Annotated in this window: 23 protein-coding genes; 14 read left to right on the top strand and 9 right to left on the bottom strand. The window is 43.7% G+C overall.

The features are described from left to right. Positions 1–65: 65 nt before the first annotated feature. Positions 66–1,841 carry an ABC transporter ATP-binding protein gene (locus tag ACO05P_RS03185; RefSeq protein ID WP_421754872.1) on the top strand — a complete coding sequence of 592 codons (1,776 nt, stop codon included), beginning with the start codon at positions 66–68 and terminating at the stop codon, positions 1,839–1,841. Between the two features lie 42 nt (positions 1,842–1,883). Here the strand turns inward: ACO05P_RS03185 and ACO05P_RS03180 are convergent, their stop codons facing one another. After that, complete coding sequence (locus tag ACO05P_RS03180; protein WP_421753341.1) at positions 1,884–2,789, bottom strand: transposase; 906 nt, start codon at positions 2,787–2,789, stop codon at positions 1,884–1,886. Positions 2,790–2,809: 20 nt separating this feature from the next. Then, a complete protein-coding gene (locus ACO05P_RS03175; RefSeq protein ID WP_421753340.1) occupies positions 2,810–3,190 on the bottom strand; it encodes a transposase in 381 nt (126 codons plus the stop codon). Between the two features lie 183 nt (positions 3,191–3,373). On the opposite strand from ACO05P_RS03175, the gene ACO05P_RS03170 reads away from it, so the two are divergent. Continuing rightward, the gene (locus ACO05P_RS03170) at positions 3,374–3,769 is read left to right on the top strand and encodes a PUR family DNA/RNA-binding protein (protein ID WP_421753339.1); all 396 of its coding nucleotides are present in this window, start codon (positions 3,374–3,376) and stop codon (positions 3,767–3,769) included. A 51-nt stretch (positions 3,770–3,820) separates the two neighbouring features. On the opposite strand, the gene ACO05P_RS03165 is transcribed toward ACO05P_RS03170, so the two are convergent. Next, positions 3,821–4,342 carry an NADPH-dependent FMN reductase gene (locus tag ACO05P_RS03165; protein ID WP_421753338.1) on the bottom strand — a complete coding sequence of 174 codons (522 nt, stop codon included), beginning with the start codon at positions 4,340–4,342 and terminating at the stop codon, positions 3,821–3,823. A gap of 156 nt (positions 4,343–4,498) precedes the next feature. Here ACO05P_RS03165 and ACO05P_RS03160 point away from each other — a divergent pair, with 156 nt between their 5' ends. The 10 genes from ACO05P_RS03160 to ACO05P_RS03115 all read left to right on the top strand — a co-directional run bounded on the left by ACO05P_RS03160 (position 4,499) and on the right by ACO05P_RS03115 (position 16,644). Continuing rightward, positions 4,499–5,281, top strand: coding sequence for a ParA family protein (locus ACO05P_RS03160; RefSeq protein WP_421753337.1), 783 nt, complete (start codon positions 4,499–4,501; stop codon positions 5,279–5,281). A gap of 23 nt (positions 5,282–5,304) precedes the next feature. Further along, positions 5,305–6,204 (top strand): ParB/RepB/Spo0J family partition protein, encoded by a 900-nt coding sequence (locus tag ACO05P_RS03155; protein WP_421753336.1) that lies wholly within the window; start codon positions 5,305–5,307, stop codon positions 6,202–6,204. 37 nt (positions 6,205–6,241) lie between these two features. Then, positions 6,242–6,772: a DUF5683 domain-containing protein gene (locus ACO05P_RS03150; RefSeq protein ID WP_421753335.1), complete on the top strand. Its 531-nt coding sequence runs from the start codon at positions 6,242–6,244 to the stop codon at positions 6,770–6,772. After that, positions 6,769–7,485, top strand: a complete 717-nt coding sequence (gene dapB / locus ACO05P_RS03145) for a 4-hydroxy-tetrahydrodipicolinate reductase (protein ID WP_421753334.1) — start codon at positions 6,769–6,771, stop codon at positions 7,483–7,485. Before ACO05P_RS03150 ends, dapB begins: the two co-directional genes overlap by 4 nt. Continuing rightward, the gene (lepB, locus tag ACO05P_RS03140; RefSeq protein WP_421753333.1) at positions 7,482–9,137 is read left to right on the top strand and encodes a signal peptidase I; all 1,656 of its coding nucleotides are present in this window, start codon (positions 7,482–7,484) and stop codon (positions 9,135–9,137) included. The genes dapB and lepB overlap by 4 nt, the downstream gene beginning before the upstream one ends. Beyond that, complete coding sequence (locus ACO05P_RS03135) at positions 9,134–9,739, top strand: WbqC family protein (RefSeq protein ID WP_421753332.1); 606 nt, start codon at positions 9,134–9,136, stop codon at positions 9,737–9,739. Before lepB ends, ACO05P_RS03135 begins: the two co-directional genes overlap by 4 nt. 15 nt (positions 9,740–9,754) lie before the next feature. After that, positions 9,755–10,852 (top strand): hypothetical protein, encoded by a 1,098-nt coding sequence (locus ACO05P_RS03130; RefSeq protein ID WP_421753331.1) that lies wholly within the window; start codon positions 9,755–9,757, stop codon positions 10,850–10,852. After that, a complete protein-coding gene (locus ACO05P_RS03125) occupies positions 10,849–12,474 on the top strand; it encodes an acyl-CoA carboxylase subunit beta (protein WP_421753330.1) in 1,626 nt (541 codons plus the stop codon). The genes ACO05P_RS03130 and ACO05P_RS03125 overlap by 4 nt, the downstream gene beginning before the upstream one ends. Before the next feature lie 125 nt (positions 12,475–12,599). Then, positions 12,600–15,248 carry a response regulator gene (locus ACO05P_RS03120; protein ID WP_421753329.1) on the top strand — a complete coding sequence of 883 codons (2,649 nt, stop codon included), beginning with the start codon at positions 12,600–12,602 and terminating at the stop codon, positions 15,246–15,248. A gap of 211 nt (positions 15,249–15,459) precedes the next feature. Then, on the top strand, positions 15,460–16,644 hold the full coding sequence (locus ACO05P_RS03115) for a T9SS type A sorting domain-containing protein (RefSeq protein ID WP_421753328.1): 1,185 nt from the start codon (positions 15,460–15,462) through the stop codon (positions 16,642–16,644). A 202-nt stretch (positions 16,645–16,846) separates the two neighbouring features. Here ACO05P_RS03115 and ACO05P_RS03110 read toward each other — a convergent pair whose 3' ends face one another. Together ACO05P_RS03110 and ACO05P_RS03105 are read right to left on the bottom strand one after the other, a co-directional pair. Then, positions 16,847–17,542, bottom strand: coding sequence for an outer membrane beta-barrel protein (locus tag ACO05P_RS03110; RefSeq protein ID WP_421753327.1), 696 nt, complete (start codon positions 17,540–17,542; stop codon positions 16,847–16,849). Positions 17,543–17,605: 63 nt separating this feature from the next. Beyond that, positions 17,606–18,148, bottom strand: coding sequence for an RNA 2'-phosphotransferase (locus ACO05P_RS03105; RefSeq protein WP_421753326.1), 543 nt, complete (start codon positions 18,146–18,148; stop codon positions 17,606–17,608). Positions 18,149–18,503: 355 nt separating this feature from the next. Here ACO05P_RS03105 and ACO05P_RS03100 point away from each other — a divergent pair, with 355 nt between their 5' ends. Then, complete coding sequence (locus ACO05P_RS03100; protein ID WP_421753325.1) at positions 18,504–20,411, top strand: mucoidy inhibitor MuiA family protein; 1,908 nt, start codon at positions 18,504–18,506, stop codon at positions 20,409–20,411. A 495-nt stretch (positions 20,412–20,906) separates the two neighbouring features. On the opposite strand, the gene ACO05P_RS03095 is transcribed toward ACO05P_RS03100, so the two are convergent. The 4 genes from ACO05P_RS03095 to ACO05P_RS03080 form a co-directional block, all read right to left on the bottom strand. Further along, positions 20,907–21,491, bottom strand: a complete 585-nt coding sequence (locus ACO05P_RS03095) for a hypothetical protein (protein ID WP_421753324.1) — start codon at positions 21,489–21,491, stop codon at positions 20,907–20,909. 172 nt (positions 21,492–21,663) lie between these two features. Further along, complete coding sequence (locus tag ACO05P_RS03090; protein WP_421753323.1) at positions 21,664–22,269, bottom strand: XAC2610-related protein; 606 nt, start codon at positions 22,267–22,269, stop codon at positions 21,664–21,666. Between the two features lie 33 nt (positions 22,270–22,302). Then, the gene (locus ACO05P_RS03085) at positions 22,303–23,112 is read right to left on the bottom strand and encodes a hypothetical protein (protein WP_421753322.1); all 810 of its coding nucleotides are present in this window, start codon (positions 23,110–23,112) and stop codon (positions 22,303–22,305) included. A gap of 360 nt (positions 23,113–23,472) precedes the next feature. After that, entirely contained in the window at positions 23,473–24,147 is a 675-nt protein-coding gene (locus ACO05P_RS03080) for an outer membrane beta-barrel protein (RefSeq protein ID WP_421753321.1), read from the bottom strand. Positions 24,148–24,846: 699 nt separating this feature from the next. On the opposite strand from ACO05P_RS03080, the gene ACO05P_RS03075 reads away from it, so the two are divergent. Further along, positions 24,847–26,598, top strand: a complete 1,752-nt coding sequence (locus ACO05P_RS03075; RefSeq protein ID WP_421753320.1) for a helix-turn-helix domain-containing protein — start codon at positions 24,847–24,849, stop codon at positions 26,596–26,598. Positions 26,599–26,617: the final 19 nt, after the last annotated feature.

Genomic DNA, 26,617 nt, shown 5'->3' with positions numbered 1-26,617 from the left:
TTTTACCTTTGCCGACCTGTCTATTTCGGTCGCGAAATTAGGCTAATTTTTTGAGTCAACAATTGATGAAGTCCCTCCTCAGTCTTAACAAATACTTTTACAAATACCGCTGGAAGCTTCTGGCCGGTTTACTGTTCGTTGCCATCTCAGTGATCTTCGGCATCTTGCCCGCAGAGCTGGTTCGCGAGAGTTTCAATATTGTAGAAGATGCGATAGCCGCTTACCGCGAAAATCCTGATTTCGATTACAGTGATTTGCGAAATCAGCTCATTCTCTATGGCGTTATTATCATCGGCTCCAGCCTTCTTAAAGGCCTATTTATGTTCTTCATGCGCCAAACCATTATTGTGGTAAGCAGGCACATTGAATACGACATGAAGAATGAGATATACGATCAGTATCAAAAGCTTTCGCTGGCCTTTTACAAGCGTAATCGCACTGGCGACCTTATGAACCGTATCAGTGAAGATGTGAGTCGGGTAAGAATGTATGTGGGTCCTGCAATTATGTATACGATGAACGTGGGTATGACCTTACTACTGATCATCCCCATTATGATTTATTGGAGTCCACGACTCTCTTTATATGTGCTGGCTCCCCTGCCCTTACTGGCAACTTCCATTTATTATGTAAGTCGCAAGATCAATGTGAAGAGCGAGCAGGTGCAGCGTCAGCTCAGTGCAATCAGCTCCTTTGTTCAGGAAACATTTTCAGGTATCCGAGTTTTGAAGGCCTATGTTCGAGAGGAAAAATCCTTGCAAGACTTTAATGAAGAAGCCAATCATTATTTCGATCGTAACAAGGAATTATTCCGCATCAATGCCCTCTTTTTCCCTTTAATGATCCTCTTAATTGGACTATCAACTATTTTAACCGTATACATTGGTGGGCAAGAAACGATTGCCGGGAAGATTGAAACCGGAGTTATTGCCCAGTTTATTATTTATGTGAATATGCTTACCTGGCCCGTAGCCTCCATTGGTTGGGTAACCTCTTTAGTGCAAAGAGCAGCGGCCAGTCAAGAGCGTATAAATGAGTTCCTAAGGGTAGAACCTGAAATTAAAAACCCAAGCGAGGAAGATTTGGCCTTTAAAGGCGGAATCCATTTTAAGGATGTGAGCTTCACCTATCCCGATACGGGTATCAAGGCCCTGGATAAACTAAACTTTAAGCTGGAGCCTGGAAAATCGCTGGCTATTGTTGGACGTACTGGTAGTGGGAAAAGTACCGTGGCCAATTTAATTGGTCGACTATACGACGTGGATGAAGGTGAATTGCTCATCGACGGACAGGATATTCGTCAGGTGAACCTGGATGTCCTACGACAGAATATTGGTTATGTACCTCAGGAAGCCTTCCTATTCTCCAATAGCATTGGGGCCAATATTGCCTTTGGCCGGGATGGCGCCTCGGAAGAAGAGATTATTGCCGCGGCGAAAAACGCTCATGTACACGATAATATCATGGACTTCCCCGAAGGCTACCAAACCAAGGTTGGCGAACGTGGAGTAACCCTGAGCGGTGGCCAGAAACAAAGGGTGAGTATTGCCCGGGCCATCATTAAAGCTCCGCCCTTGCTTATTTTCGACGATTGCCTTTCGGCCGTAGATACGGAAACAGAAGAAGCCATCCTCAGCAACCTCAAGAAATTGATCGATCAAAGCACCAGCCTCATTATCAGTCACCGGGTAAGCTCCGTGAAAAATGCTGATCATATCCTGGTTTTGGAAAATGGCCGCGTTATCGAAGAAGGGAACCACGAAAGTCTCATGCAAGAAGGTGGCTACTATCAAGAGATGTACGAACAGCAGCTTTTGGAGTTGGAAGAAGGTAGTGATTAGTTGGTAGTGAGTATGATGCCGCCTGAAAATGGTTGTCACTACCTACTCAGATGTTTCTACTAATTTATACTTTTTGTTTTTAGTTCTAGGCTTACTGGGCTTAAGGTTTAAAGTGTAACTACTTGGACTGGATTCCATGGATTTGATTTTCCATTCAAAGTCTATTGGAGTGCTATTATTCAATACTCGCTTTTGCTGGAACTTGTTATGGTGTTCCACTGCTTGTTTGAGGCATAGTCGGAGCTCATGAAGGTTAGTAGGCTTCCAGTAATTGAGGTATCGGTTTTTAATCAAATCATTGGTTTTCTCTGCATAGGGGTTTTCCCAAGAATAGTAACACATACTTTGCTTTAAGCCTTTGCCTTTGCAATACTCACGATAGCTACGCTCTTCATACTGTCGGCCTCCATCACTATGATGAATAAGACCGCTTAAGTCGGTGTAGCCGGCTTTCTTTCGAGTGGCAATGGCCTGCTTTAAAACTTCTTTGAAGTGGACTGCGCTAGCTCTGCTATAAGCCCCATAGCCTAGGATCCTTTGAGAATAAACATCGGTGATGAACATCAAATAATAGCATTTTGACCCGTTCAGATAATAGGTCATATCGGCTTGCCAAACCTCATTGATGGATCGTACTTGTTTATCAATGAGAAGGTTGTCAAACTTACGTTGATCGCTTTTGGTGGTTCGGATATACCTCGTATTCCTTTTAACCTGTAAGCCCAGTTCAGCAGCTAGTGCCTCGAACTTATCCCGTCCAATGGAAAGCTGATCCGCATGAGCATAATAGATGGGTCTACAGCCTAAGCCAGGGCAGGCCACACGCGCGGACAGGATCAGGCTACGCAGGCCGTCTTCAAGCCCAACAAGCTCCCTTCTTAGAGCTTGGGGCTTGTAGTAGGCCTGCCGGCTAAAGCCCAGCAAATGACAGCTTCTCCTGATCGACACTACAGTCTTTGTCTCCAGCTTTATTTGCCTTTGGATGCTCTGGCGCCAAAACTTTTTTTTAGATCCACCTTATATTCTTCTGAGGCCAGGTCTACGATATGGCGGTACAAATCGGCTTCTAACTGCTTTCGTCCTAAAGCAGCCTCTAACTCTTTGGTGCGCGCCTCTAATTCCTTCAGACGTTTGTCAACACTATTGTTTTCCACTACTATGCGTGTTTGTGTCTTCAAGGTACGAGAATACTTGTTTAACCAGTTATAAACCGTTTGCGGTGATTTAATTTCGTAAAGCCTACAGGCTTGATATACCCGAAGTTCTCCCGATTCAATCTGTTTGACCACTTCCTTGCGCAAGGTCTCACTAAATACACGTTGACGTCTTAAGCTTTCTTTTTGTCCCATTTTTCTCTTGGTTTTAGAGAGAATAGGTGTCAACTTTTTTCAGGCGCGGTCAGTAGTTGGTTAACTGGATCGAATTTGTAATTCGATCCTAGTTAAATCGAACTCCAGGCTAAATCCAATTTGAAAATCGATCCATGCACGAAACCATATTTTTTTAGCTTTGCCCGTATAAACCCAATTGCGATGAGTGATCAAGGAAAAAACGTGCAGGAGGAAATCCATTCCAAGGTTTTAAGAGCAGGGCGAAGAACTTACTTCTTCGATGTACGAGCTACTAAAGCTGACGATTACTACTTAACCATTACGGAAAGCAAGAAACACACTGCAGAGAATGGCAATGTGTACTACAAGAAGCATAAGATTTACCTGTACAAAGAAGACTTCGAGCAATTCAGTGAAATGCTGAATGCTGCTACCGATTACATCATCGATAAAAGAGGTGAAGAAGTTATTTCCGATCGGCATGAACCGGACTTCCATCGCAGATCCGACGAATACGAGCATGAAGAAGGGGCATTGGAAACCACCCTTGAAAATAATACTGCAGGCTATACCGATGTTTCTTTTGATGACATCTAAGCAGTAATGCAGGCTTAAAAAAAAGCTCCTTTTTCAAGGAGCTTTTTTTATTTAGTATTCTAAAAATTCATCCAGCTGTCTTTGCAATACCAGCAAAGTTTCTGTATCTACCAATTCCCCTTGATCATTGAGAAGACCATTAACCTTAGAGATGGGCACTTTATTAGAAAACACCTCCATCCTTAGATAATGCAATACATGGGTCAAATGATCCATTCCTCTGATATTTCCTGCCCGGCCAGAAGCCACTCCTACCAAGGCTACTTTTTTACCTTTCCAAAGACGTGGGTCCATGCCATCCATAAAGGCCTTTAAAACGCCTGGATAACTGCCATTGTACTCTGGACTAATAATCACCAGTTTATCTGCAGGAATGATTTTATCTTTGATAATCGCCTCAGTAACAGGACTTCTATTCCCAAAGCTATCCCCAAAAACGAAATCACGCGGTAATTCTTCCAGTTCAAATAAGCGTATCTCCTGTCCGGCTGACCGAAGCATTTGACAATACTTATCTACAATTTTTCGAGTTATATTCTTGGGTCTGTGGGTTCCACAAATTACGGTTATCATCTTGTTCAATAATCTTTGTAAATCCGATCGAAATCGAAAGGTTAAGCAATTAGATTTGTATTTTAGGCATCCGAAAAAAATCGGGCGCAAAACGGCGGTTCCGTCGTGCAAAATTAGGAACAAGCGAAGCTCTAAAAAGATCAAAATAATCTATCAATGGGTAAAATTGTTGCCATTGCCAACCAAAAAGGCGGCGTAGGTAAGACTACCACTTCTGTAAATATGTCGGCCAGCTTAGGCGTGCTGGAAAAGAAAGTATTAGTAATCGACGCGGATCCTCAGGCCAATACCACCTCGGCTTTGGGCTTTAATCCCGACGAGGTTAAAGTGGGAACCTATCAGGTTCTTGAACATGAAATAGACGCTGCTGATGCGATTGTAAGCACTAAAAACCCAAACCTCGATTTAATCCCTGCCCAAATTGATTTGGTAGCGGTAGAGATTGAATTAGTCGACAAAGATCAACGCGAGCAAATGCTACGTCGATCTTTGGAAACCGTAAAAGACAAATACGACTATATTTTTATCGACTGTGCTCCTTCCTTGGGATTGATTACGCTGAATGCCCTTACCGCAGCGGACAGTGTTATTATCCCTATCCAATGCGAGTATTTTGCTTTAGAAGGCTTAGGTAAACTGTTGAACACCATTAAGAGTGTGCAAAACCTGCACAATCCTGATTTAGATATCGAAGGATTACTTTTAACCATGTACGATTCGCGCTTAAGGCTAAGCAATCAAGTGGTTGAAGAAGTGAAGACCCATTTCAGTAAAATGGTCTTCAATACCATAATTCAACGTAATGTGCGTTTAAGTGAAGCGCCTAGCTATGGAGAAACCATCATCATGTATGATGCTTCCAGTAATGGCGCAGAGAATTACTTAAATTTGGCCCGCGAATTTTTAGAGAAAAACGAAGCGATCGAGGCAGAAGCCTAAGCATCCTTTTGAAAAAGTACTGAATGGCTACACCTAAACGTAAGGCTATGGGCAAGGGCCTCGCCGCCCTTTTAAATGACACCGGTAATGTTAGTACCGGTAAAGATCAAAATGCAGATAAAGTATTAGGCAGCATTGCCGAAATCCCATTGGAGCAGATCGTGGCCAATCCCGATCAGCCCCGGACCCTATTTGACCCTGAGGCGCTGGAAGAATTAGCCGTATCCATCAAGGAACTCGGTATCATTCAGCCCATAACTGTTCGCAAGGTTGAGGGGGATAATTTCCAAATTATCTCTGGCGAACGTCGTTACAGGGCCTCTAAAATCGCAGGTCTGGAAAGTATTCCAGCCTATATCCGTTTGGCGGATGATCAGTCCACTTTGGAAATGGCACTGGTGGAGAACATTCAAAGGGAAGAACTCGATCCCATTGAGATTGCCTTGAGCTATCAAAGATTGATCGAGGAATGTGATCTTACTCAGGAAGCCATGAGCGAGCGCGTGGGCAAAAAACGTTCGACCATTACCAACTATTTACGCCTCCTTAAATTACAGCCTCTAATTCAGGCGGGACTGCGCGACAAAATGATTAGCATGGGTCATGCCCGAGCTTTAATCAATGTAGAGCAGGAAGAGGAGCAAGTAGAGCTTTACCATAATGCCATCAAGAAAGATTTGAGTGTGCGTCAAATTGAGGAGGCCGTGCGCAAGCTTAAAACTTCCAAAACGGAAAGCAAAAGCAAAGCCAGTACTGGCTCCAGCCCTTTGCCCGAAAACTATGCGCAAGCGCAGGAAAATCTCTCTGAAAAACTTCAGATGAAAGTAGACTTAAGCCGTACCAAGCGTGGTCGTGGGAAAATCAGCATTAGCTTCCGCAATGATGCCGAGTTAGATCGCATTCTGGAGCAACTCCAAAACTAAGGTCATTTCCAAGTACATCCTTCATATCATAATTTGTTTGGCGAGCCTTCAGCTCAGTGGCCAAAGCAATGATAGTCTGAGCTACGAAGACAGTCGTAAAGAACCCATAGACAGTTCGGAGCTGCATTCGGTAAGCAGGGCAACCTGGCTTTCTACCCTCCTTCCTGGAGCGGGGCAAGCCTATAATGGCAAGTATTGGAAAATGCCCATCATTTACGGTGGTATTGGCGCCTGTGCTTATTTCGCAATTGATAATCACCGATTGTACCGTCAGTATCTGGATGCCTTTTTAATGCGGGCAGATAGTTCGGGTATAGATCAATATCAAGGAATTTATTCCGATCGGCAATTGGTAGAATTGCAAAATATTTACCGCGATTGGCGCGATCTATCCCTAATTATTGGCGCTGCTATTTGGGCCTTAAATGTGGTAGATGCCCATGTAGATGCCCATCTCTTTTATTACAATGTAAACGAAGACCTGAGCTTTAACCTCGAACCGCGAATTATCCCCATGGGCAATTTCTCGGCCGTAGGCATTGGTCTCAAAATAAATCTCGATCCATGAAAGTAGCCTTAGTAGGATACGGAAAGATGGGCAAAACCCTGGAAAAGATTTTAGTGGATCGCGGTCATGAAGTAGTGGCCCGTTTTGGTTCGGAAGGCATACAAATTGCCGAATTGGAAAAGGCCGATGTAGCCATTGAGTTCTCAGTTCCGGAAGCAGCCTACGGCAACCTAAAAACTTGCTTGGAAACGGGAGTACCCATAGTAACCGGTACCACGGGTTGGCTAGATCGCTACGATGAAATTGTATCCCTTTGCCAGGAGAAGAATGGTGGATTAATTTATGCCTCTAACTTTAGTTTAGGCGTGAACCTCTTTTTTGCCCTCAATCGTTATTTGGCCGAGTTGATGGCTCCTTATTCCGATTACAATGCGGAGATGACCGAAATTCATCATATCCATAAATTGGATGCCCCCTCCGGCACTGCCATTAGTTTGGCGGAAGACTTAATTAAAGGTCTTCCTCAAAAAGATAAATGGGCTTTAAAAGAAAATGCTCAATCGGATTCAGATCTGAGTATTGAAGCCATCCGTGAAAACGAAGTACCCGGCACGCACAGCATTCGCTATAGCAGTGCCATCGACGATATTGAAATTATCCATACTGCGCATAACCGCCAGGGCTTTGCATTAGGCGCTGTTATTGCTGCCGAATACCTAAATGGCAAGCAAGGCGTTTACAGCATGCGCGATGTATTAAATTTACCATCATGAGTATAGGCCTTACGCTGATTTTTCTTACCCTCCTGCAAGTATATTATGGAGTTTTAGCCCTTCGCTTCATCACTGGCGCCGGCTATAAAAGTTGGCAAGCCCTGCTGCCCTATTACAATATTTACATCATGACTAAGGTGATTCACCGTCCTTGGTGGTGGACCATCCTGGCCATTTTACCGGTGGTGGGTAATGTAATGATGGTGGTGATCTTCTTTGAGCTGATGCACATGTACCGCATCGCCAATATCATCAATACCGTATTGGGAGTTATTACCCTCGGTCTCTATTTCGGTTATCTGGGCTATACCAGCAAATTGAAGTATCAAGATCGTGATATTCAAATCATCCGAAAATACATTAGTGAAGGCTTTGCATCTATTGTATTTGCTGTGGTAGCTGCCACCTTAATTCGCGCTTATACCTTCGAAGCCTTTACCATCCCTACTCCATCAATGGAGAAATCGCTGATGGTGGGTGACTTCCTTTTCGTGAGCAAATTGCAGTATGGCAGTCGTTTACCGATGACTCCCTTCTCGCTTCCGCTGATGCACAATAAGGTTCCTTTTACCGAAGTGAAATCCTTTAGTGATGCGGTGACCTTTCCTTATTTACGCTTACCCAAGATTAGCGATGTAAAACGCAATGATCCGGTGGTTTTCAATTATCCCATGGAGGACTATTATCCGGTTGATAAGCGCGAGCACTATGTAAAGCGCTGCCTGGGCTTACCCGGAGATCAGTTGAATATTAAAGATGGTGAGGTTTACATTAATGGCGAAACCCAGGAAATGCCGGATCGCACCATTAAGCAGTTTCAGTACTTCGTTCGCACCCAGGGTTATTTAAATGAGAACCATCTAAAAGAAGACTTTGATATTAATACCACTGGAGATGCTACCGATGTAATCGATTTACGTGAATTACACACGAACATTGTGCGTAACTACGGAAATCGAGTAGGCCAAATTGAGATACCTCAAGGTATGCAAGATTATGTGGTTACCATTAGTGATGCGGCTATTGAGACTTTTAAGCAGATTTCAAATATCGACACCCTCTTTGTACTTAATCACAAGTATTTAGATAAATCCATTCCTTCAAGTCTGCAGTTTTACTATGCTGCTTACCACGACAATGGTTCTCAAATCTTCCCTCCTGGAAACCCTTACCATTGGACCCGCGATAATTTCGGCCCCATTCAAATTCCAGCGGCCGGATCGCAAGTAGAGCTCACCATCAATAATTACCATCTCTACAAGCGTATTATTGAAGTATACGAGGGGCATGACTTTAAAGTGGTTTCGCCCAAACAAGGGATGAGTCATAAGTTTATTATTGACGGACAAGAACAAACGCATTACAGCTTTGCCCAGGACTATTACTGGATGATGGGAGATAACCGTCATAATTCACTGGATAGTCGCTACTGGGGTTTTGTACCCGCCGACCATATTGTAGGAAAGCCCGTATTCATTTGGATGAGCTACGATAAATATGCTAGTGGCATGGATAAGATTCGCACCGACCGCGTATTTACCACCGTTAGTGGTGATGGCGAACGTCGTTCTTACTTCTGGTACTTTGTTGGCGTAGTGGCTGCCTTCTATGGTTTCCGTTACTGGCGGAATAAGAAAAAGCAGGCCGCTTGATTCAAGGATTGTTCAGCTTAACTTATTGGGGGCCTGTCACCTATTATGCGCAGCTCATCCGCTGTGATCAAGTTATTCTGGAACAATACGATCGTTTTCAAAAGCAGAGCTATCGCAATCGTTGTTATATCGACGGACCCAATGGGGAACTCATGCTCAATTTAGCCATCGATAAAAACAGTCGGGGCTTAATGCGGGATACCCAAATTAGCAATCGAGATCATTGGCCTCAGCAACATTGGCAAGCCCTAAACACCTCTTATGGCAGCAGTCCCTTTTTTGATGCCCTGGCTCCAGAGATTGAAGCCCTTTTTAGCAAAGCGCCTGAGAACTTATCTGAGTTAAACTTAGCCACTACCCAGCTGATCTTAAAATGGTTGCGCTTTGAAGGCACTATCCAACTCAGTGAAAGCTGGCTGGAGCCTAATCTAGCTGAAAACGACTTCCGCGAAAGCTTCTCTCCCAAACGCCGATCTGAACATCAAAATCCGGAATATCCACAGGTATTTGATCACAAAAGCCCTTTCAAGTCTGAGCTATCCGTTTTGGATTTAATCTTCAATGAAGGTCCGGCGGCCTACGACTATTTAAGGCAGCTATAATTTGTATTTTCGCGCATGCTCCAAAGGTTCCCCATCATTGCGGTGCTGCTCTGCTTCCTTTTGGCGAGCCCCGCGCTTATTGCTCAGGATTGCCCAAAAACCTGGGCCAAGGTTACAGCTCCAAGTGGATTAATACTCCGAAAAGCTCCAGGTAAAGGCTTTATCCGAACCATTCCACAAAATGATACGGTAAACTATTGTGCCGACAGCACCTTTGGTGAACTGGAGTACGAAGGAATTAAGGGCTATTGGCGTCAGGTTAACTACAAAGGTCAAAAAGGGTATTCCTTCGATGGTTTTCTGGAAGTGATCGAACTCCGCTTTGAAACCGATAGCATTATTGAGGCTTCTAAAAAACTAGTAGCAGGTAGCGATAGCTTAGCTGCTTCTGAGGAAGAACCGAAAGAGGAAGCGTTGAAAACCCCGCATATTTACCTGCCCAATCCCGAATTCCAATTCTTAACCGAGACCTATAATTATTGCGGTCCGGTGCAGGATATAAATCTCAAACTTTATTGGTACGGAGTTTTCCTGGATGATGAAGTTAATCCCACCGGAGCCATGACCATTAAACCTTTAAACCTAAATGTGGTTTTAAGTAAGAATCAGAATGGCCAAACCATGGAATTTGATGTACTTACGGATCAGGATGAACGAAGCTTATTCTTATTTGGCGTACCCGGCTCCTACCCTTATCAGGAAGTGAAATTAGCCGATGTGTTACAAACGATTAGCATCCGCGGTAAGCGCTTATTCCCGGGTCAGGAATGGACTTTAGATCCTCAAAACGGATTGAAACTCAGTGCTACCGGTTCCATCACCAAGGCTGGACCATGCCCCGAAGCCGAAAACTATAAGCTGGTGGCCAGCATGGGCTTTGGCTCCGAAGCTAAAACACAAGACCTCAAAGAGGTGCTGGGCGACTATGGAAGCTGCAGCATCCCCGAATTATACTGGTATGGCGACCTTAGCGGTGATGGCCTGCCAGAAATCATCTTTGTAAGTGTGCGTGAAGATCAAAATGTCTTCAGCTTCTTACAGAGTGATGCCTTCTCACCTCAACTTTTCTCTCTCAAAGCGGTATTTACCGTTGAAAACTGCGCGAACGAATGAACCTGGAATTTAACAAGAACGAAGACCATCTGAAACTGCTGGTTTCGGAAGTAAAAACCAAACTCCATAAAATCCATAAAGGCGGCGGCGACAAGAAAATCGCCAAACAGCATGAGCAAGGTAAGCTTACTGCTCGTGAGCGAATTGCTTATTTGCTGGATTCTAAAAAACCTCAAATTGAGATTGGTGCCTTCGCGGGTTATGGTATGTACGCCGAGCATGGCGGCTGTCCCGGTGGCGGAGTGGTGGTAGTTCTGGGTTATATTAAAGGTCGCATGACCTTAGTAGTGGCCAATGATGCCACGGTAAAGGCTGGGGCCTGGTTCCCTATTACTGGTAAGAAAAACTTACGGGCTCAGGAATTGGCCATGGAAAACCATATTCCCATCATTTACCTAGTAGATAGTGCCGGCGTGTATCTACCGATGCAGGATGAAATTTTTCCCGATAAGGAACACTTCGGACGCATCTTTAGGAATAATGCCATTTTATCCTCTAAAGGGATTAGTCAGATTGCCGCAATCATGGGTTCCTGTGTAGCTGGTGGTGCCTATTTACCCATTATGAGTGATGAGGCTTTGATTGTAGATAAAACCGGTTCTATATTCCTGGCGGGCTCTTATTTGGTAAAAGCGGCCATTGGAGAAGATATTGATAATGAAAGCCTGGGTGGCGCTACTACGCACAGCGAAATTTCTGGGGTTACCGATTACAAGGCCAAAGACGATAAGGATGCCTTAACTACTATCCAGAATATCGTGGATAAGATGGGCGATACCGATAAAGCCGGTTTTAATCGTGCCAAAGCTCAAAAGCCAGCCAAAGATCCTAAAGAAATTTACGGCTTAATTCCACGAGATGGCAAGCCCTATAAGACTATGGATATTATTGAACGCCTGGTAGATAATTCCGAATTTGAAGAATATAAGGCGGGATATGGTCGTACCATCATTACCGGATATGCCCGTATTGACGGCTGGGCGGTAGGTATTGTAGCGAATAATCGTGAATTACTGCGCACCAAAAAAGGTGAAACTCAATTTGGAGGCGTAATCTATTCCGATTCGGCAGATAAGGCCTCCCGCTTTATTGCCAATTGCAATCAGAAGAAAATTCCGCTGGTATTCTTGCAAGATGTTACTGGCTTTATGGTAGGATCTCGTAGTGAGCACGGTGGTATTATTAAGGATGGCGCCAAAATGGTGAATACCATGAGTAATTCAGTGGTACCCAAGTTTACGGTTATCATTGGCAATAGCTTTGGTGCCGGTAATTACGCCATGTGTGGCAAGGCTTATGACCCACGCCTAATTGTGGCCTGGCCGAACAGTAAACTGGCCGTAATGGGTGGTGCTCAGGCTGCTAAGGTGCTCTTGCAAATTGAAAAGGCGAGCCTAAAATCCAGAGGTGAGGAAATCAGCAAGGAGAAGGAAGAAGCGATGCTCAAGAAAATCCAGGATCGCTACGAAGAGCAAATGAAACCTGAATATGCCGCCGCTCGTTTGTGGACCGATGCTATTATTGATCCCTTAGATACACGCACCTGGATTAGCATGGGCATCGAAATGGCCAACCATGCTCCGATTGAAAAAGCTTACAATCCTGGGATTATTCAGGCTTAAAGCCGAAAGGAAATAAATGGGGTCTATCTCAGGGACTTTCAGTATAGAATTGTGCTAAATTCGCTGGGAAACTCTCCAACATGCCTTTGCCCCCTTTTAAGCCATTTCGGCTTATACTATTTGCTTTGTTTCTGCCACTTGGCCTATGGTGCCAAGCGAATAATCAAAGCCCACAAAGCTTTCGCATTTCAAATCCTGAAATCTATAATGCAGATTTTAAGGATTCTCTGGAAGTAATTGGGGAATTGGAATCCATTCCCCTCACTACAGATCAGTATAGCCTGATTAAGGAAGAACTTGGCTCCCATACCCAAGGGAAGTTTCTTTATTTTCAACTGGATAACCGCAGTGGAGATGATCTTAACTTATATCTCCGCTTTTGCCGATTAAGCAAGAAAATTGTGCTTTTCCACTTTAAGGAAAATGGCATCCATATCGATAAGATCGGGCAAAGCAGTAAGGCCTTACCTAGCGCCCATCATTATTTACCTCTCCAGCTTAGTTCTTCTAAGGCCGCAGCAGTATTGGTTTACCTTGAATTTGACCTCAGTAATACCGAGCCCCATTACAATGAGCTTTTCATTTACGAGGCTTCGGCCCTAAATAAGGAGTACTATCAAAAAACCCGCGTCCAGAATCTCTATGCAGGAATGATCGTATTGATCGGTCTATTTGCCTTCATAGCAGCTTATCTCATTAAGTACAGAGCCCTGGTTTACTTTGGTTTGCATATGCTTTTCTGGATTCCTTATTTCCAAATTCGCAGCAATTTAAACCCCTTCTGGCTAAGTTGGTTTAAGGATATTAACCCCTTTAAACCCAGTTTAATAGTACTCTTTTTACTAAGCGTTTTTGGCGGTCTCTTTGTTGAGGAGTATTTACAATTAGGGCGTAGGACTAAAAAGGGCTTTTGGTTTTTCGGCCTAAGCCATCTTATTACCTTGAGCCTCTTATTGCTTTCCATTTTCGGTCCAATGCTCTATTGGATCAATTATGCTTTGGCCTATGTCCTGTTGGTGCATCTTTTTACGGTGATCTATTTCAGTACCAAAAAGGTAGAGGCCGCGCAGCGATTGCTTATTTCATTTTCGATTTTGCTATTGGGAGCGCTGCTTATGACTCTTACTGAATTAGGCTTGGTTCCTCATTCCTCTTTTAGTCCCTATTTCTTTCAAGTAGGTACATTGCTTTTCTCTTTAATCCTCTTTTTCTCTTTAGCGGCAGAAGTGACTAAAATTCAGCAAGAGCGACAAGAGGTGCAACAACTCATTGCCATTAAAAGTCGTTTTTTCGAGGATATATCCCATGAACTACGTAGTCCGCTTACTTTAGTAGCAGACCCATTAAAACGGGTATGGCAAAATTTACCTGAAGGCGATCAAAAGGAAGCCTTAGGAATTGCTAAAAATGCAACGGAAGGCTTACAGAATCTGGTCAATCAAATATTAGACTTAAGTCGGCAGGAGTTTGTTCCCCCCCAACTCAAATTAAAGCAACAAGACCTCAATGCCTTTCTGAAACATCAATTAAGCCAATTCAGTTCTTTGGCTCAAGAGCGCGGTATTACCCTTCAGTTTCAAGGAGTGGATCAAGCCTTAATTTTTCCATTTGATGGAGAAAAGATGCAGCAAATTATTGCCAATTTGCTGAGTAATGCCATAAAGTTTAGTAGCGCCGATTCGAGCGTGATTCTAAAATTGCAGCAACTGGAAAATAAGAAAGTGCTCATTCAGGTGGCGGATCAAGGGTCGGGAATTAGCGCCAAAGCCCTCCCCTATATATTTGATCGTTTCTATCAGGATCCCGATGCTCCTCCCAGCGCAATGGCCGGAACGGGAATCGGCTTAGCGCTCTGTAAAGCTTTAGTGGAGCAACATAGGGGTAAAATTTGGGTTGAAAGCCAGGTTCTTGAGGGCAGTCTATTTAGTATTGAACTGCCTTATCCAGAAAACTTCGAGAAAAGTACAGTAAATGAAATCCCTCAAGCGACACCTAATCCCGATCTTGAGGATACAGAACTAAAAGATCAAAAAGCGAGGGTATTAGTGGTAGAAGACCATCCGGAATTGCGCAAATACCTTAAATCCTGTTTAGAACCAGACTTTGAGATCTTAGTGGCTGAAAACGGTTTAGTCGGATGGGAAGTGGCTCAGGCTAAAATGCCGGATTTGATTATTAGTGATTTAATGATGCCAGATCTGGATGGGAAAGGCCTTACCCAAAGACTGAAAAACCATCCTCATACCAGTCATATCCCTATCATTCTACTTACAGCTAAAAGCGAACAACAAGCGGTTAATGAAGGCTTAGCAGCTGGAGCGGATGATTATCTGGCCAAGCCTTTTGATTCGGAAGAACTGCTTTTAAGAGTCAAGAATATCTTGAAGCAAAGAGCGCTATGGTTGCAAAAGCAAGCACAGGAAAACTTGCAGCAAGTACAGGAGAATACTGTTAATAAGGTAGACAAAGCCTTTTTGCAAAAGCTGGAAACTTGCCTGGAAAGGGAATTCAGCAACCCAAGCTTTGGTGTGGAGAATTTGGCCGATGAGGTGGCCATGAGTAAAACCCATCTCAACCGAAAGCTTAAGGCCCTCTTAGGCATATCAGCCAATAAGCTTATCCAGAATTTCCGTTTGGATAAGGCCAAGGGAATGCTACAACAAAAGGAAGGCAATGTTTCAGAGATTGCCTTTGCCTGTGGCTTTAATAGTGCTGCCTATTTCGTGAAGTGCTTTAAGGATAAATTCGAGGAAACGCCTGGGCAGTATATATAGGCGGTTACCGATCGAATTGCAAATTCGATCTAGTCGATACTGGTTTGAATTTGTAATTCAAACCTAAATTTTGCAGTTCAAGCCTCAACCCTCATTATCAACACTTAACAACAAACAGGTTTCAAAATTTATAAAGCCTGGTTTGTTTTTAATATCCAAAATCCGGCACTATTTGCTCCTTTGCGGCAGTAAATCTTTCAAAACAATACCTATGAAAAAACTACTATTTAGCGCCTTTACTGCTTTGGCTTTTGGAAGTAGCCTACAGTCGCAAAGCATTGACATTAGCAATTTCTACGTGCCTCCGGTAGGTGCTGATATTTACCACAGAGCAATGGTTTCTTCGGTAAGCACAGCAAATCCAGGAAGCAATCAAACCTGGGATTACTCCAATTTAATTCCAACCACCATAGATTCGTTGGTATATTTTGATGCCAAGGATAGTATTAACGGTTATCCGGATGTTTACAATTATCGCTATCAAGAGCTGGAAAGTCCCAGTGGTGGTGCTATAGACGGTTATGAGTTTTACAATCTCAATGCCAGTGGTTTTTATGTAGCTGCCTTTTATGTGGATGCCTATTCCGAGAACCTGGCAGTATTTACCGGGGGAGCCAATGATGCCTTGGTAATTCCCCAGCAACGCCAAATTTTTCAAGATTCATTGCACATTGTTCGGTTTCCGGTAAACGCGCAAAGCTCTTGGTCTGATGCCAATAATCGAATAGTAAACTTCAATTTAACCGTTTCTGGCTTTGGATTAAACCAGGCACCGGGCTACTTCAAGAATACCGATCAACAAACCCGCACTGTAGTGGGAGAAGGACAAATTATAATACCGGATGAAATGGGTAATGTCCTGGCTCCGGTAGATGTATATATGATCGATGTGCTGCTTACTTCTACCGATAGTATTTTTTTAGGAGGCCTTCCAGCACCACCAGCTTTGATGAATGCTTTTGGCTTAACTCAAGGGGCATCAAGCACCCAACACTTTGTAGTATTCTATGCTAAAAACGGTTCTGGTTATCCGATTGTTAGCTACAATTTAGATGGACTGAATAATATTGTGGGGTTCTTCTACCGCCCTTATGTTGCTCGCAATGCCTTGGGCATCGGATTAGAAGAAAATCTAACTGCTAAAATCCAAGTTTATCCTAACCCTATTCAAAGTGGTGAGACCTTAAGCATAGCGCTTGAGAACGAAAATGATTTAGGCCAAATCGAAATTCTGAGCCTTAATGGTCAATTATTGAGTCAAATCAATCGCAGCGAAATTGCTACTAGCGGCAAGCAAATAAATATCCTCCCCCCTGCACATCCTGGTTTATACCTGGTGCAAATCAAAAACCAAAACGGAGAAGTACTGAAGATGCAAAAGATTCAGGTTCTCTAAAGATTAATTTGTTCGCATAGCAATCCTAAGGCCACGGTCCATCATTACGATGATCGTGGCTTTAGTATTTAAAATGTTGGGATCGAATTGCAAATTCGATTCAGTTGCAAATTCTATTCAGTGTCAATACTGGCTTGAATTTGTAATAATAGCTTGAATTTGTAATACTGGCTTGAATTACAAATTCAAGCCTAAGTTTTATTTATGACTGAGGAACCGTCTTCAATATATACCGCAGTCCAAGTTGGAAGGATCGGTTATAGGCTTGCCAATCACTTCGACTGGCTACAATTTGCTGCAATCCGTGGTAATAGGTGGCCTGAATTTGCCAATGTGGTTTAAAGGAATAGAGGACGCCTAGCTGAGGACCAAAATCGATGAACGTGTATCTATCATCCCCGGCAAAGCCCAAATATTTACTTTGCCCCAGATAGGTGGGGACAAATTTATCATCTCTGTGTCTCGCCCAGATATAATTTTGAAAATGGACCAGAAAAAATGATGTATTCCAGCCTACTTGGAGTTTAATTTTTGACGAATAATCGTAAGAATAGTAAATCGGAATGCTTAGATAGCCCAGAGAGCGGCGATAGGTATCCACATCCTGATAGCTATGACTAGCATTTCGGGGTGTATAATAAGCCCCTTCCGTTTCTTCATGACTGCCAATATGCTGTAATTGTAAGCAGATTCCTAGGCTCGATTTAGCCGAAATATTCTTTTCTCCAAAAAACCCCAAAGAATAAGCCGCACCAAATAATCGACGATGTTCCAGGAGCTCATCATCAAAATCACTCCACACATGACTAAAGCCAAATTGCACTACAGGGCCATAGCGGTATTGTGCTCGGATGTTGAAACTGAGGATAAATAAGGCGAGGCAGAAGAAGGTTTTCATAATCTAAAATAGTTGATCGATGTAATACTGGCTTGAAATTGTAATTCAAGCCCGAGCTTTAATTCAAGCTTCAACAATATATTGAGTCGGTACTGCATCACAGAGCCAAACACCATTTTCTGAGCAATAAAACTCAAATCCCGCTTTGTGCATTTCAGCAGCTTTTACCTTTAATACTATAGGCTTTCCATAACGTTGCCCTACTACCCTGGCCGTATCCCGATCGGCAGAAAGATGCACATGGTGACGATTGCCCTTAAGCAATCCTTGAGCTTTAATGGATTCTAAATTCCTAAGGGCGGTGCCATGATATAGCACATCGGGTGGCACTTTGGCTTTAAGACCCAAATCTACCTTTATCGAATGCCCTTGATTAGCCCTGATTTTTGATTCATCGGAGGAAAAGACAAATTGCTTTTTATCGCTATTGGCCACCAAGGACTTCAAGTTCTCTATTGTCATGGGCGACTTGTAATCTGCCAATTTCTGGAGCAGCTCATCTACCTCCGCCCAGCCATTTGGGTCGAGTTTTAATCCGATGGCCTCCGGTTTATGGCGCAGCACTAAACTGAGAAGCTTGCTTTGCTGGATACCTTTATGGGACATTTTTAATCAGGAAAGGTATTGAGGGGTGCAATATAAGGGGAGATTTGGATAGGGTTTTCTTCACCGCCCGCTTCGCTATTGCCTCACCGCCCGCTCCTTCGTCGCTCAAGGCACAAAGGACGCGAAGGTACTCAGAGGGACCTAAGAGTTACTTTGCGATCCTTTGCGGTTTGCTTCACCGCCCGCTTCGCTACCCGCCTACCGGCAGGCAGGGAGGTTTTTGTAGATGCTTTGCGAACCTCTGCTTCTTTGCTTCTCCGCGGTTAAAACCAAACGACAAACTTCCAGTTACCAGCTACTACTTCCCCCAAAAGCCACCTTTTCCCGCTTCTCCGTCCAAGAGTAAAGATGCATTATGAAAAAGTGGATTGTCCTATTTGCCTGTTTATCCCTGAATAGTATTGCCTTAAGGGCCGCAGATACATTGCGGTTGAAATCCAAAATTGATAGGGTAACAGTATTCTTCTCCGGTGCGGAGGTCTTCTCCCAGGCTCAGCTGCAAGTGAATAAGGGAGAACATTTCATCATTATCGAAAACTTACCGCCTAATGCCGATCCCCAGAGTATAAAGGTGAGCGGCTTGGATGGAGTGCTAATTCATTCGGTTAACCATCGAGTGGTTGAGCATTTGCCCTGGAAAGACCCCGAAATACTTAGACTTAAAGAAGAGGAAAAAGCACTGATTCATCAAATTGGAGCTTTAAGTGAAAAGCAGGAAGTCTATCATGTTGAAAAAAGAATAATCATTGAAAACAGTAAACTCAGCAATGGGGAAAGCAGTTTAACCGCTACTCAAATTCGAGAAGCCGCAGATTTCTATCGTCAGCGATTAATGGAGCTCAGTGTAAAACAAGTGGAACTTCAAAATCAAATCACTAGCCTGCATAATCAATGGGAAAGCCTGAAATTGAAATACAATAAACGTTTTGTTGCCATTAAGAGCTCTCAATTGGAGATCACCATTAAATTAGAATGTTTGAGGCCTTTGCGGGATAGTCTAAACTTTAGCTATTATACCGCTTTCGCGGGATGGACTCCACATTATGACATTCGGGTGAATAGCCTCGACCAGCCCATAAGTCTGATTTACAAGGCCAATATTTATCAGTCCAGCGGTGTAGATTGGAGCCAAGTGAAGTTGAAACTTTCTACCGAAAACCCACAGCTGAGCCGCATTGCTCCGAAGATTGCCACTTGGATATTACCTAATAAGGAACAGGCTTCACGCTATCAAAAGCCACAACAAGCTTCACGTTTGCTGGGTAAGGTTTTAAGTCCGGAAGGGACGCCGGTGCCCTATGCTCCCATTGAAATATTCCAGGGTTCATTCGATAATCTTATTTATCAGACTCTTAGCGATGCCAAAGGGGAATACAGCCTTAAACCCCTAACAACAGGGAATTACTTTGTGAAGGTAAATCACTTTGCCTACCAAGAGTTTAGGCAATCCCTCCGTATTTCCGGACCAGAAGTTAAATTCGATATCAAGCTGGAAAAAAGTCAGGTATTAGTGGATAAAGCAAACCATTCCACCAAGAGCAGTAAAGTAGTAACTGCCGAGGATATTCAAAACATGGCAGTACGCGATATCACTACGGTAGGCGGATCTTATCAGCGAATTGTGCAAGTTCCCATTATGGCGACTGGTACGAGTAATGATATCAGCAACCTACAATATGAGATTCGAAAGCAGCAAAGCATTCCCAGTGATGGCAAGGATTACAGCTTTGATATGCAAGAAGCCAAAGTACCCACTCACTATGTTTATCAGATAGTTCCAAAGCTAGATCCCCGAGCCTACCTCATTGCCGAAATCAGTGATTGGGAGCAATTGCAATTGCTGCCTGGCCCAGCACGTATGTATTTATATGGAAGTTATGTAGGTATAACTGAGGTAGATCCCAGAACAATTAAGGATACCTTACGTCTTAGCTTGGGCCAAGATAAAGGCTTGAACGTTGAGCGGAAGGTAGATGAGCTGGTAGAAGCAGAAGGTTTCTTTGGCGATGATATTGGTAAGCAAATGGCCTGGGACATTGAAATCCGTAATCTGAAAAATGAAATGGTGAGCCTTTTAGTCTACGACCAAGTTCCTCTTAGCGGTAGAGATTACATCCGTGTTAAAGCCTTAGACCTTGGTGGCGCTAAGCTAAATAGCAAAACAGGGGAGCTCGTGTGGAAGATCGACCTTGATGCTAAAGAAACACGTACGCTTAAGTTTTCCTATCAGGTGCGGTACCCAAGAACGGTGACTGTTGATTGATTCTAAGAGAGGGTTTATCGATTGCTTCACCGCCCACTTCGCTATTGCCTCACCGCCCGCTTCGCTAGAGAAACAGAGGGCGCAGAGATGCACAGAGGCCAATCGGCGACCAAGGAGATTCTTTGCGAAACTTTGCCCCTTTGCTTCTTTGCGGTTTGCTTCACCGCCCGCTCCTTCGTCGCTCAAGGCACAAAGGACGCGGAGGTGCACAGAGGTCTATTGAGAAACATGGTGGCTAAGCCATCTGCAAATCAAGCTTGAAAGTATAACCCATATCACTTGTCTCTAAAACCACGAACTACTTACGACAAACTACCAATTACTTTTCTTCACCGCCCGCTTCGCTACCCGCAGGCAGGGAGGCACAAAGGACGCGGAGGCTTATCAGCAGGCAAGTGCGATTAAATCGACAAGCTTTTAATTTGAATGAGAATACTACTACTCTCCTTCAAAATCCTACTAACGACTTCTAATACTTTAATTGTTACTTCACAATTAATGAACATAAGTCCAATAGCATTCAAAAGTATAACCTGCAAATGCTGTTAAAGTCGTAGTTGAAGGAAATCCCCTATCCTTTAAGTAAGTTGTCCAAACTTCACCGCCAGTGACAACTCCCCCCATGAAGGTGTCGGAAACAAGAAACTCCCGATCATAAAGTGATATACCAAAATCTGAAGTACTAGGGATATTGACATCCGGGTTTAAATCAAAGGTGTAATTACTTGTATTTATGGCATCTTGATAGTAGCCCGATTCATAAACCACATTCCCTCCCGATTTCACTTTAATGTAAATATCAGGTCCAGTCCCATCACTATCCCAGCCACCGCCTTGATCATTAGTTTGAGGAAACTGAGTTACTTGAACACGAGTTAAAATAATACTCACCGGTCTCAATTCATTTGCACATGAAGGACCTGAATAACCAGGATCACAATCGCAGTCTCCATTGATACACTCCCCATTGTCACAGGTAATTCCGGCACATGGATCTAGGATACTTTTTCCATCTTCAGTACATGAACTAAAAGTTAGAAATATTGCGAGGATGATGGTTAATAGTCTTGATACTTTCATTTGGATTGGTTTCGATAGATTAATCACATCTTTTCCTTGCTAAAGGACTAGAATTCAACCACCAAAACTATTAGTTAATCAAGACTACCCTCAATCTATTCAATTAAAACAGGAAAAACCCTGTTTTTACTCAATCCTACTTGTGGTTAAACAAGATTTATTAAACAACTCCTTATTCAGTGGTATTTGGCGATGTGGGTATCACCCATTCAAATCGCTCCACACTATCATTGCGGTTAATACGATAAAGCTCCTCATAATCCTGACCAGATACCACATAGGAACGAATTAGTCCCGTCTCATAATCCCAATCCGGATTTTTAATCTCATTAAATCCTTCAATCTTCTTAAGGCTTGGACCATCCTTTTCTATCAAATAGAGATTATAGGTCCAATTACTGCGAACATCTGAAGCACATTGTATTAAGAGGTCAGGAATATAATCACTATTGAAATCCTTAAACTCCACCTTTTCAAAATCAGAATGAATGAGATCGCTATAAATCACTTGAAGTGTAGCATTCCCCTGATGAACCAATTCAAGCCGCTGATTTGGAATGTCTTCACTCACAAAATTCGAATCGATTTGAATCAATCGGACATCATAATTTGATACACCCAGGATCGATTCTAAACTGAAAATCAGTGTATCACTTTCCTTTTCCTCTTTTATTAGGGGCTCTGAAACCTTTTGTGCCACTTCCTTAGTTTCCTTAGAACCTTGTACAGGGCTACTTTCCCAATTATATAGGATCAATGCCAGTAGTATCAACAGCACACTAAGAAATATTCTAATCCCCTTACCCTCCATCTAAAGCTTATAAAAACGATTGTCTTCTATCGAATAGCTGAATAGAAAAACATCTCTGGAGGCGATATTTATCCATTTTGGAAATACCTCCACTCTTAATGCCTCATGATAAGGTTTAGCTAGACCTTCAGGTTTCCAAGTCATCTCTTGAAGGAGCCGGCCTTCCTTATAAACCTTTATCCCATCAGCTTGACTAATAAAAATCAAAGCCTGTGCTTCAAATGGTAATAGATAGTGAAGCTTCCCAATTTCTTCATTGGAAATGCGAGCGTATAAGGCATCTTCCTTGAAGTAAACCCTTAAAGCTCCAATTTGCTCCAGATCATATGCCCTAGTTTGAGGCATTGAATCTACAGGCAACAAGTTTTGATTAAAGAGCTGTAAAGCCAAACTCGGTTTTAATTTAAGTTCATCATAGCAGAAAGATGACCATTGCTCAGAACCGAAATACAGAACGATGGATTGTAAATAGCTCAAACTTATTTTTTGCTTTAATCCATTGAGATAGCAGTAATAGCCTTTGGGATAGCGGTACATCTCTACCCCTTTGGTGGAGTCCATCCATTGGGCGGTCATTATTTCGAAATGCAATGGGCCTCGCTGCAAATGGCCTTTATGTTTTAAGCTATCGATATACGAATCCAGGCTTGCCGCCATTGCCTTGTATAATGCTCTATCCAAGGGATTATCATAGCGATAAATAATTTCCAGCTTTAGATTAGGACTGTCGTAGCTATACGAATCCAATTCGGGCGTCGCTGACAGTTTCAGCCCTAGCAGGATTAAGATGAAGAGAATGGTTTTTTTCAAGATGCAGGAAGCTTGGAACGAAGATAGTTTATCGAGTGAAAAGGAGGGCTTTTAATGGTTGTTTCACCGGTTGTTTCACCGCCCGCTTCGCTAGAGAAACAGAGGGCGCAGAGATGCACAGAGAAACTTTGCGAACCTTAGCCCCTTCGTCGCTCGAGGTACAAAGGACACAGAGGTTTACAGAGAAACTTTGCGAACCTTCCCGCCTACCGGCAGGCAGGTGCTTCTTCGCGTCTTTGCGGTTAAACTCGCTGCACCCAATTTTGAAAGACCAATCCTACTTCTTTTGCTCCAATCAAATCTACCGTCTATCGTCTATCTACTATCGTCTCAAACAAACTACCAACTACTATCTACCAACTACCTTAAAACCCCCATCCCATATCTCACTCCCAGCCCCACATGCCAAAAGCGGGCTTCCCATCGGGCATTATCCAATGCTACCTGAGCAATGCCCTGATAACATAAGCTTTCTATTTGCCAGCGGTCGGTGATTTGATAAGCCAGCCCAAAGCGCGGACCAAAATCCAGATCTTTGACCGGTACATCATCATAACGAATATCCGATTGTACTAAGGTTCCGTTTTCAGTGAATTCGTTCCTCAAGCGGGCACTGCTTCCTAAAAGCCAGGATGTTTGCCAACCGAATTGAAATTGCCAATCCTTCCAAGAATAGGCCATGTACACTGGCATGGAGTAGTATAAAAACTGGCGATTGTAGATATTATAGATTTCCCCCATCGCTTGATTATTCTGATCTCGAAGCGGTATCCCTACTTTCTCTTTCGCATAAAGCTGCTGAAACTGCACATCGCAACCCGCTGTCCAATGCTCAGAAAATTCATACTGGTAAAATGCTCCAAAAGCGGCATAGGGAGCTAAATGCAAAGTATAGGTTTCCAGTTCCGTATTCCAATCGGTTTCCATCTGGTTAACCCCTCCCATTATCTGCAAGCCTACTCGGTGCTGTGCCTTGCTATGTATTGAAAGGAAAAGGAATAATAAGAGGATAAGGGTCTTTGAGTAGGGAAGCATAGGAAGCTTTTTAGGTTCTTTCAAGGCTTTAAACGGTGCGATTGAATTTACCGTATTTAATGTTTGGATGTTTTTCTTTTTAAAGGATGCTTGGTTAGGGTATTGGGTTGGAAACTGGGGTGGATACTCTTTGCTTCACCGATTACTTCACCGCCCGCTTCGCTACCCGCCTACCGGCAGGCAGGGAGAAACAGAGGACGCAGAGGTTCGCAGAGGTGATTTGTGGCTTAAATGACCGATTGTTTCACCGCCCGCTCCTTCGTCGCTCAAGGCACAAAGGACGCGGAGGTGCACAGAGGTCTATTGAGAAACATGGTGGCCAAGCCATCCGCAAATCAAGCTTGAAGGTATAACCAATATCACTTGTCTATAAAACCACGAACTACTAACGACAAACTACCAATTACTTTTCGTCACCGCCCGCTTCGCTACCCGCCTACCGGCAGGCAGGGAGATACTTTGAGAACCTTCCCGCCTACCGGCAGGCAGGTGCCCCTTTGCTTCTTTGCGGTTAATCCGACTACACTATAATTTGAAAGACAAATCAAACTTCCTTGGCTTAAATAAAATCTATCGTCTATCTACTATCGTCTCAAACGAACTCTTTGTCCTGCAAACTACAATCTACCAACGACCAACTACTACCTACCAACTACCCACCACTCCAATCCCCAAATTCCCCATCTTTGCCCTTCCCCAATGAAAGCAAGTAGCAAACTCTCCATAGCCGTTTTACCCCTGGTGAACCGATCCAGTGATCCGGAGGATGAATACATCAGCGATGGGATGACGGAGGAACTAATCCTCTCCCTTAGCAAGATTCCGGGCTTAAAGGTGAGTGCCCTAACCTCTTCCTTTAGCTTTAAGGAAAAGGCCCTCGATATTAGAGATATTGGTGCGCAATTGGGGGTAGATAACCTATTGGAAGGCAGCATCCGCAAATCCGGGAATCAGCTGCGCATCAGTTTGCAATTGATCAATGTAGAAGATGGCTTTTGCCTTTGGGCCGATCGCTTTAAGCGTGATATATCCGACATCTTCGCCCTGCAAGATGAAATCAGCCTGGTGGTGGCCGATCGAATTCGTGAGAATTTTGGGCACCTTGAATTTTCGGATAAACTTGTAAATAAAAGCACCAGCAGCATTTCGGCCTATGAACATTACCTCAAAGGCCGACATAAAATGCGGGAGTGGACGGCCGAAAACTTGGAAACGGCCATTGCCCATCAAAAGCAAGCCATCGCCGAAGATCCCAGCTTTGCTAAGGCCTATTTCGAAATTGCCTGGTCCTATATTATGCTTATCGCCTGGGGATATATTGATCCCGAGGAAACCATAGAACTAGTACATTCCTATGCCCGACGAGGTAAAAGCCTGGTACAGGAATCCGCAGAATACTATTACCTAATGGCCACCGAAGCCTTTTGGCTCCATTGGGATTTCAAGAAATCGCGGGCCTTCTTACTTCAGGCATTAGCCTTGGATCCGGAAAACAGCACTATGCTCGAAAGCATGGCCGAGCTCTGTCTGCCTTCCGGTCATTTTGAGGAAGGCTTGCAATACATCAACCAAAGTCTGGAGATAGATCCCCTTTCCCCAAATCACTGGTTTACCAAGGCCCACCTCCTCAATTTTAAAGGAGAACAGGAAGAGGCCCTGAAGCTCTATGACTATTGCCTCGAGCTCAATCCTAAATTCAGTTTGGCTTGGGGACATAAAATTCAAATCTTACTTCAATTGCAGCGCAAGGAAGAAATGGAAAGCTGCTTAGCGCATTGCGCTGCCCCGGAAAAAGTGGAGGAACTCTACCTACGTATGCATGGCTCCACCGCCGAAAAGGAAAAGCTAAGTCTGCCTGCGAGCGATGCCGAAAGCAGCCTCTTTCCCTGGAACCTTTACCTCTGGGCGCATTCTGATCATTTGGAAGAAGCCACCGCTTATCTCCAGAAAATGATCCATCAGAAAGCTGGCACCTGCATCAATTATCGCTTTGATCCCCTGCTAAAGCCCCTAAGAGAATATCCTTCCGCGCAAGCGCTATTCGAATTGGAAAGCTGGGATAGTATCCAAAACCGAAAGGTCCAGGCTCATGCAGAGGAAAAACCGGATTTTCAATTCTTAAAACAACTTGAGGAATTAATTCAAGCGGAGGAGCTCTACCTCAACCCTAAGCTGAGCTTGCGAGAATTGGCCGAAACCCTGAATTGCAGCCCTAACTATCTATCTTGGCAAATCAATAAGGGTTTGGGGCAAAACTTTAATGAATATGTCAATGGCTTCCGCCTGAAGCGTTTCCAGCATATTGCCCTCCTAGCGGAAAACAAATCCCTTACCCTGCTAGCTTTGGCCTTCGACAGTGGTTTCAATACCAAATCCGTCTTTAACGAGTACTTTAAAAAGCACACCGGATTAAGTCCGCGAGCCTGGTTAAAAGCCCGGCAACTTCCTTAATCTCCTACTTCTTCCTGAA

Origin of the sequence: Croceimicrobium sp. (genome assembly GCF_965228705.1) — a bacterium.
Taxonomy (GTDB): Bacteria; Bacteroidota; Bacteroidia; order Flavobacteriales; family Schleiferiaceae; genus Croceimicrobium.
The sequence above is the reverse complement of the archived record's forward strand: the minus strand, read 5'-3'. Positions and strand labels throughout refer to the sequence as shown.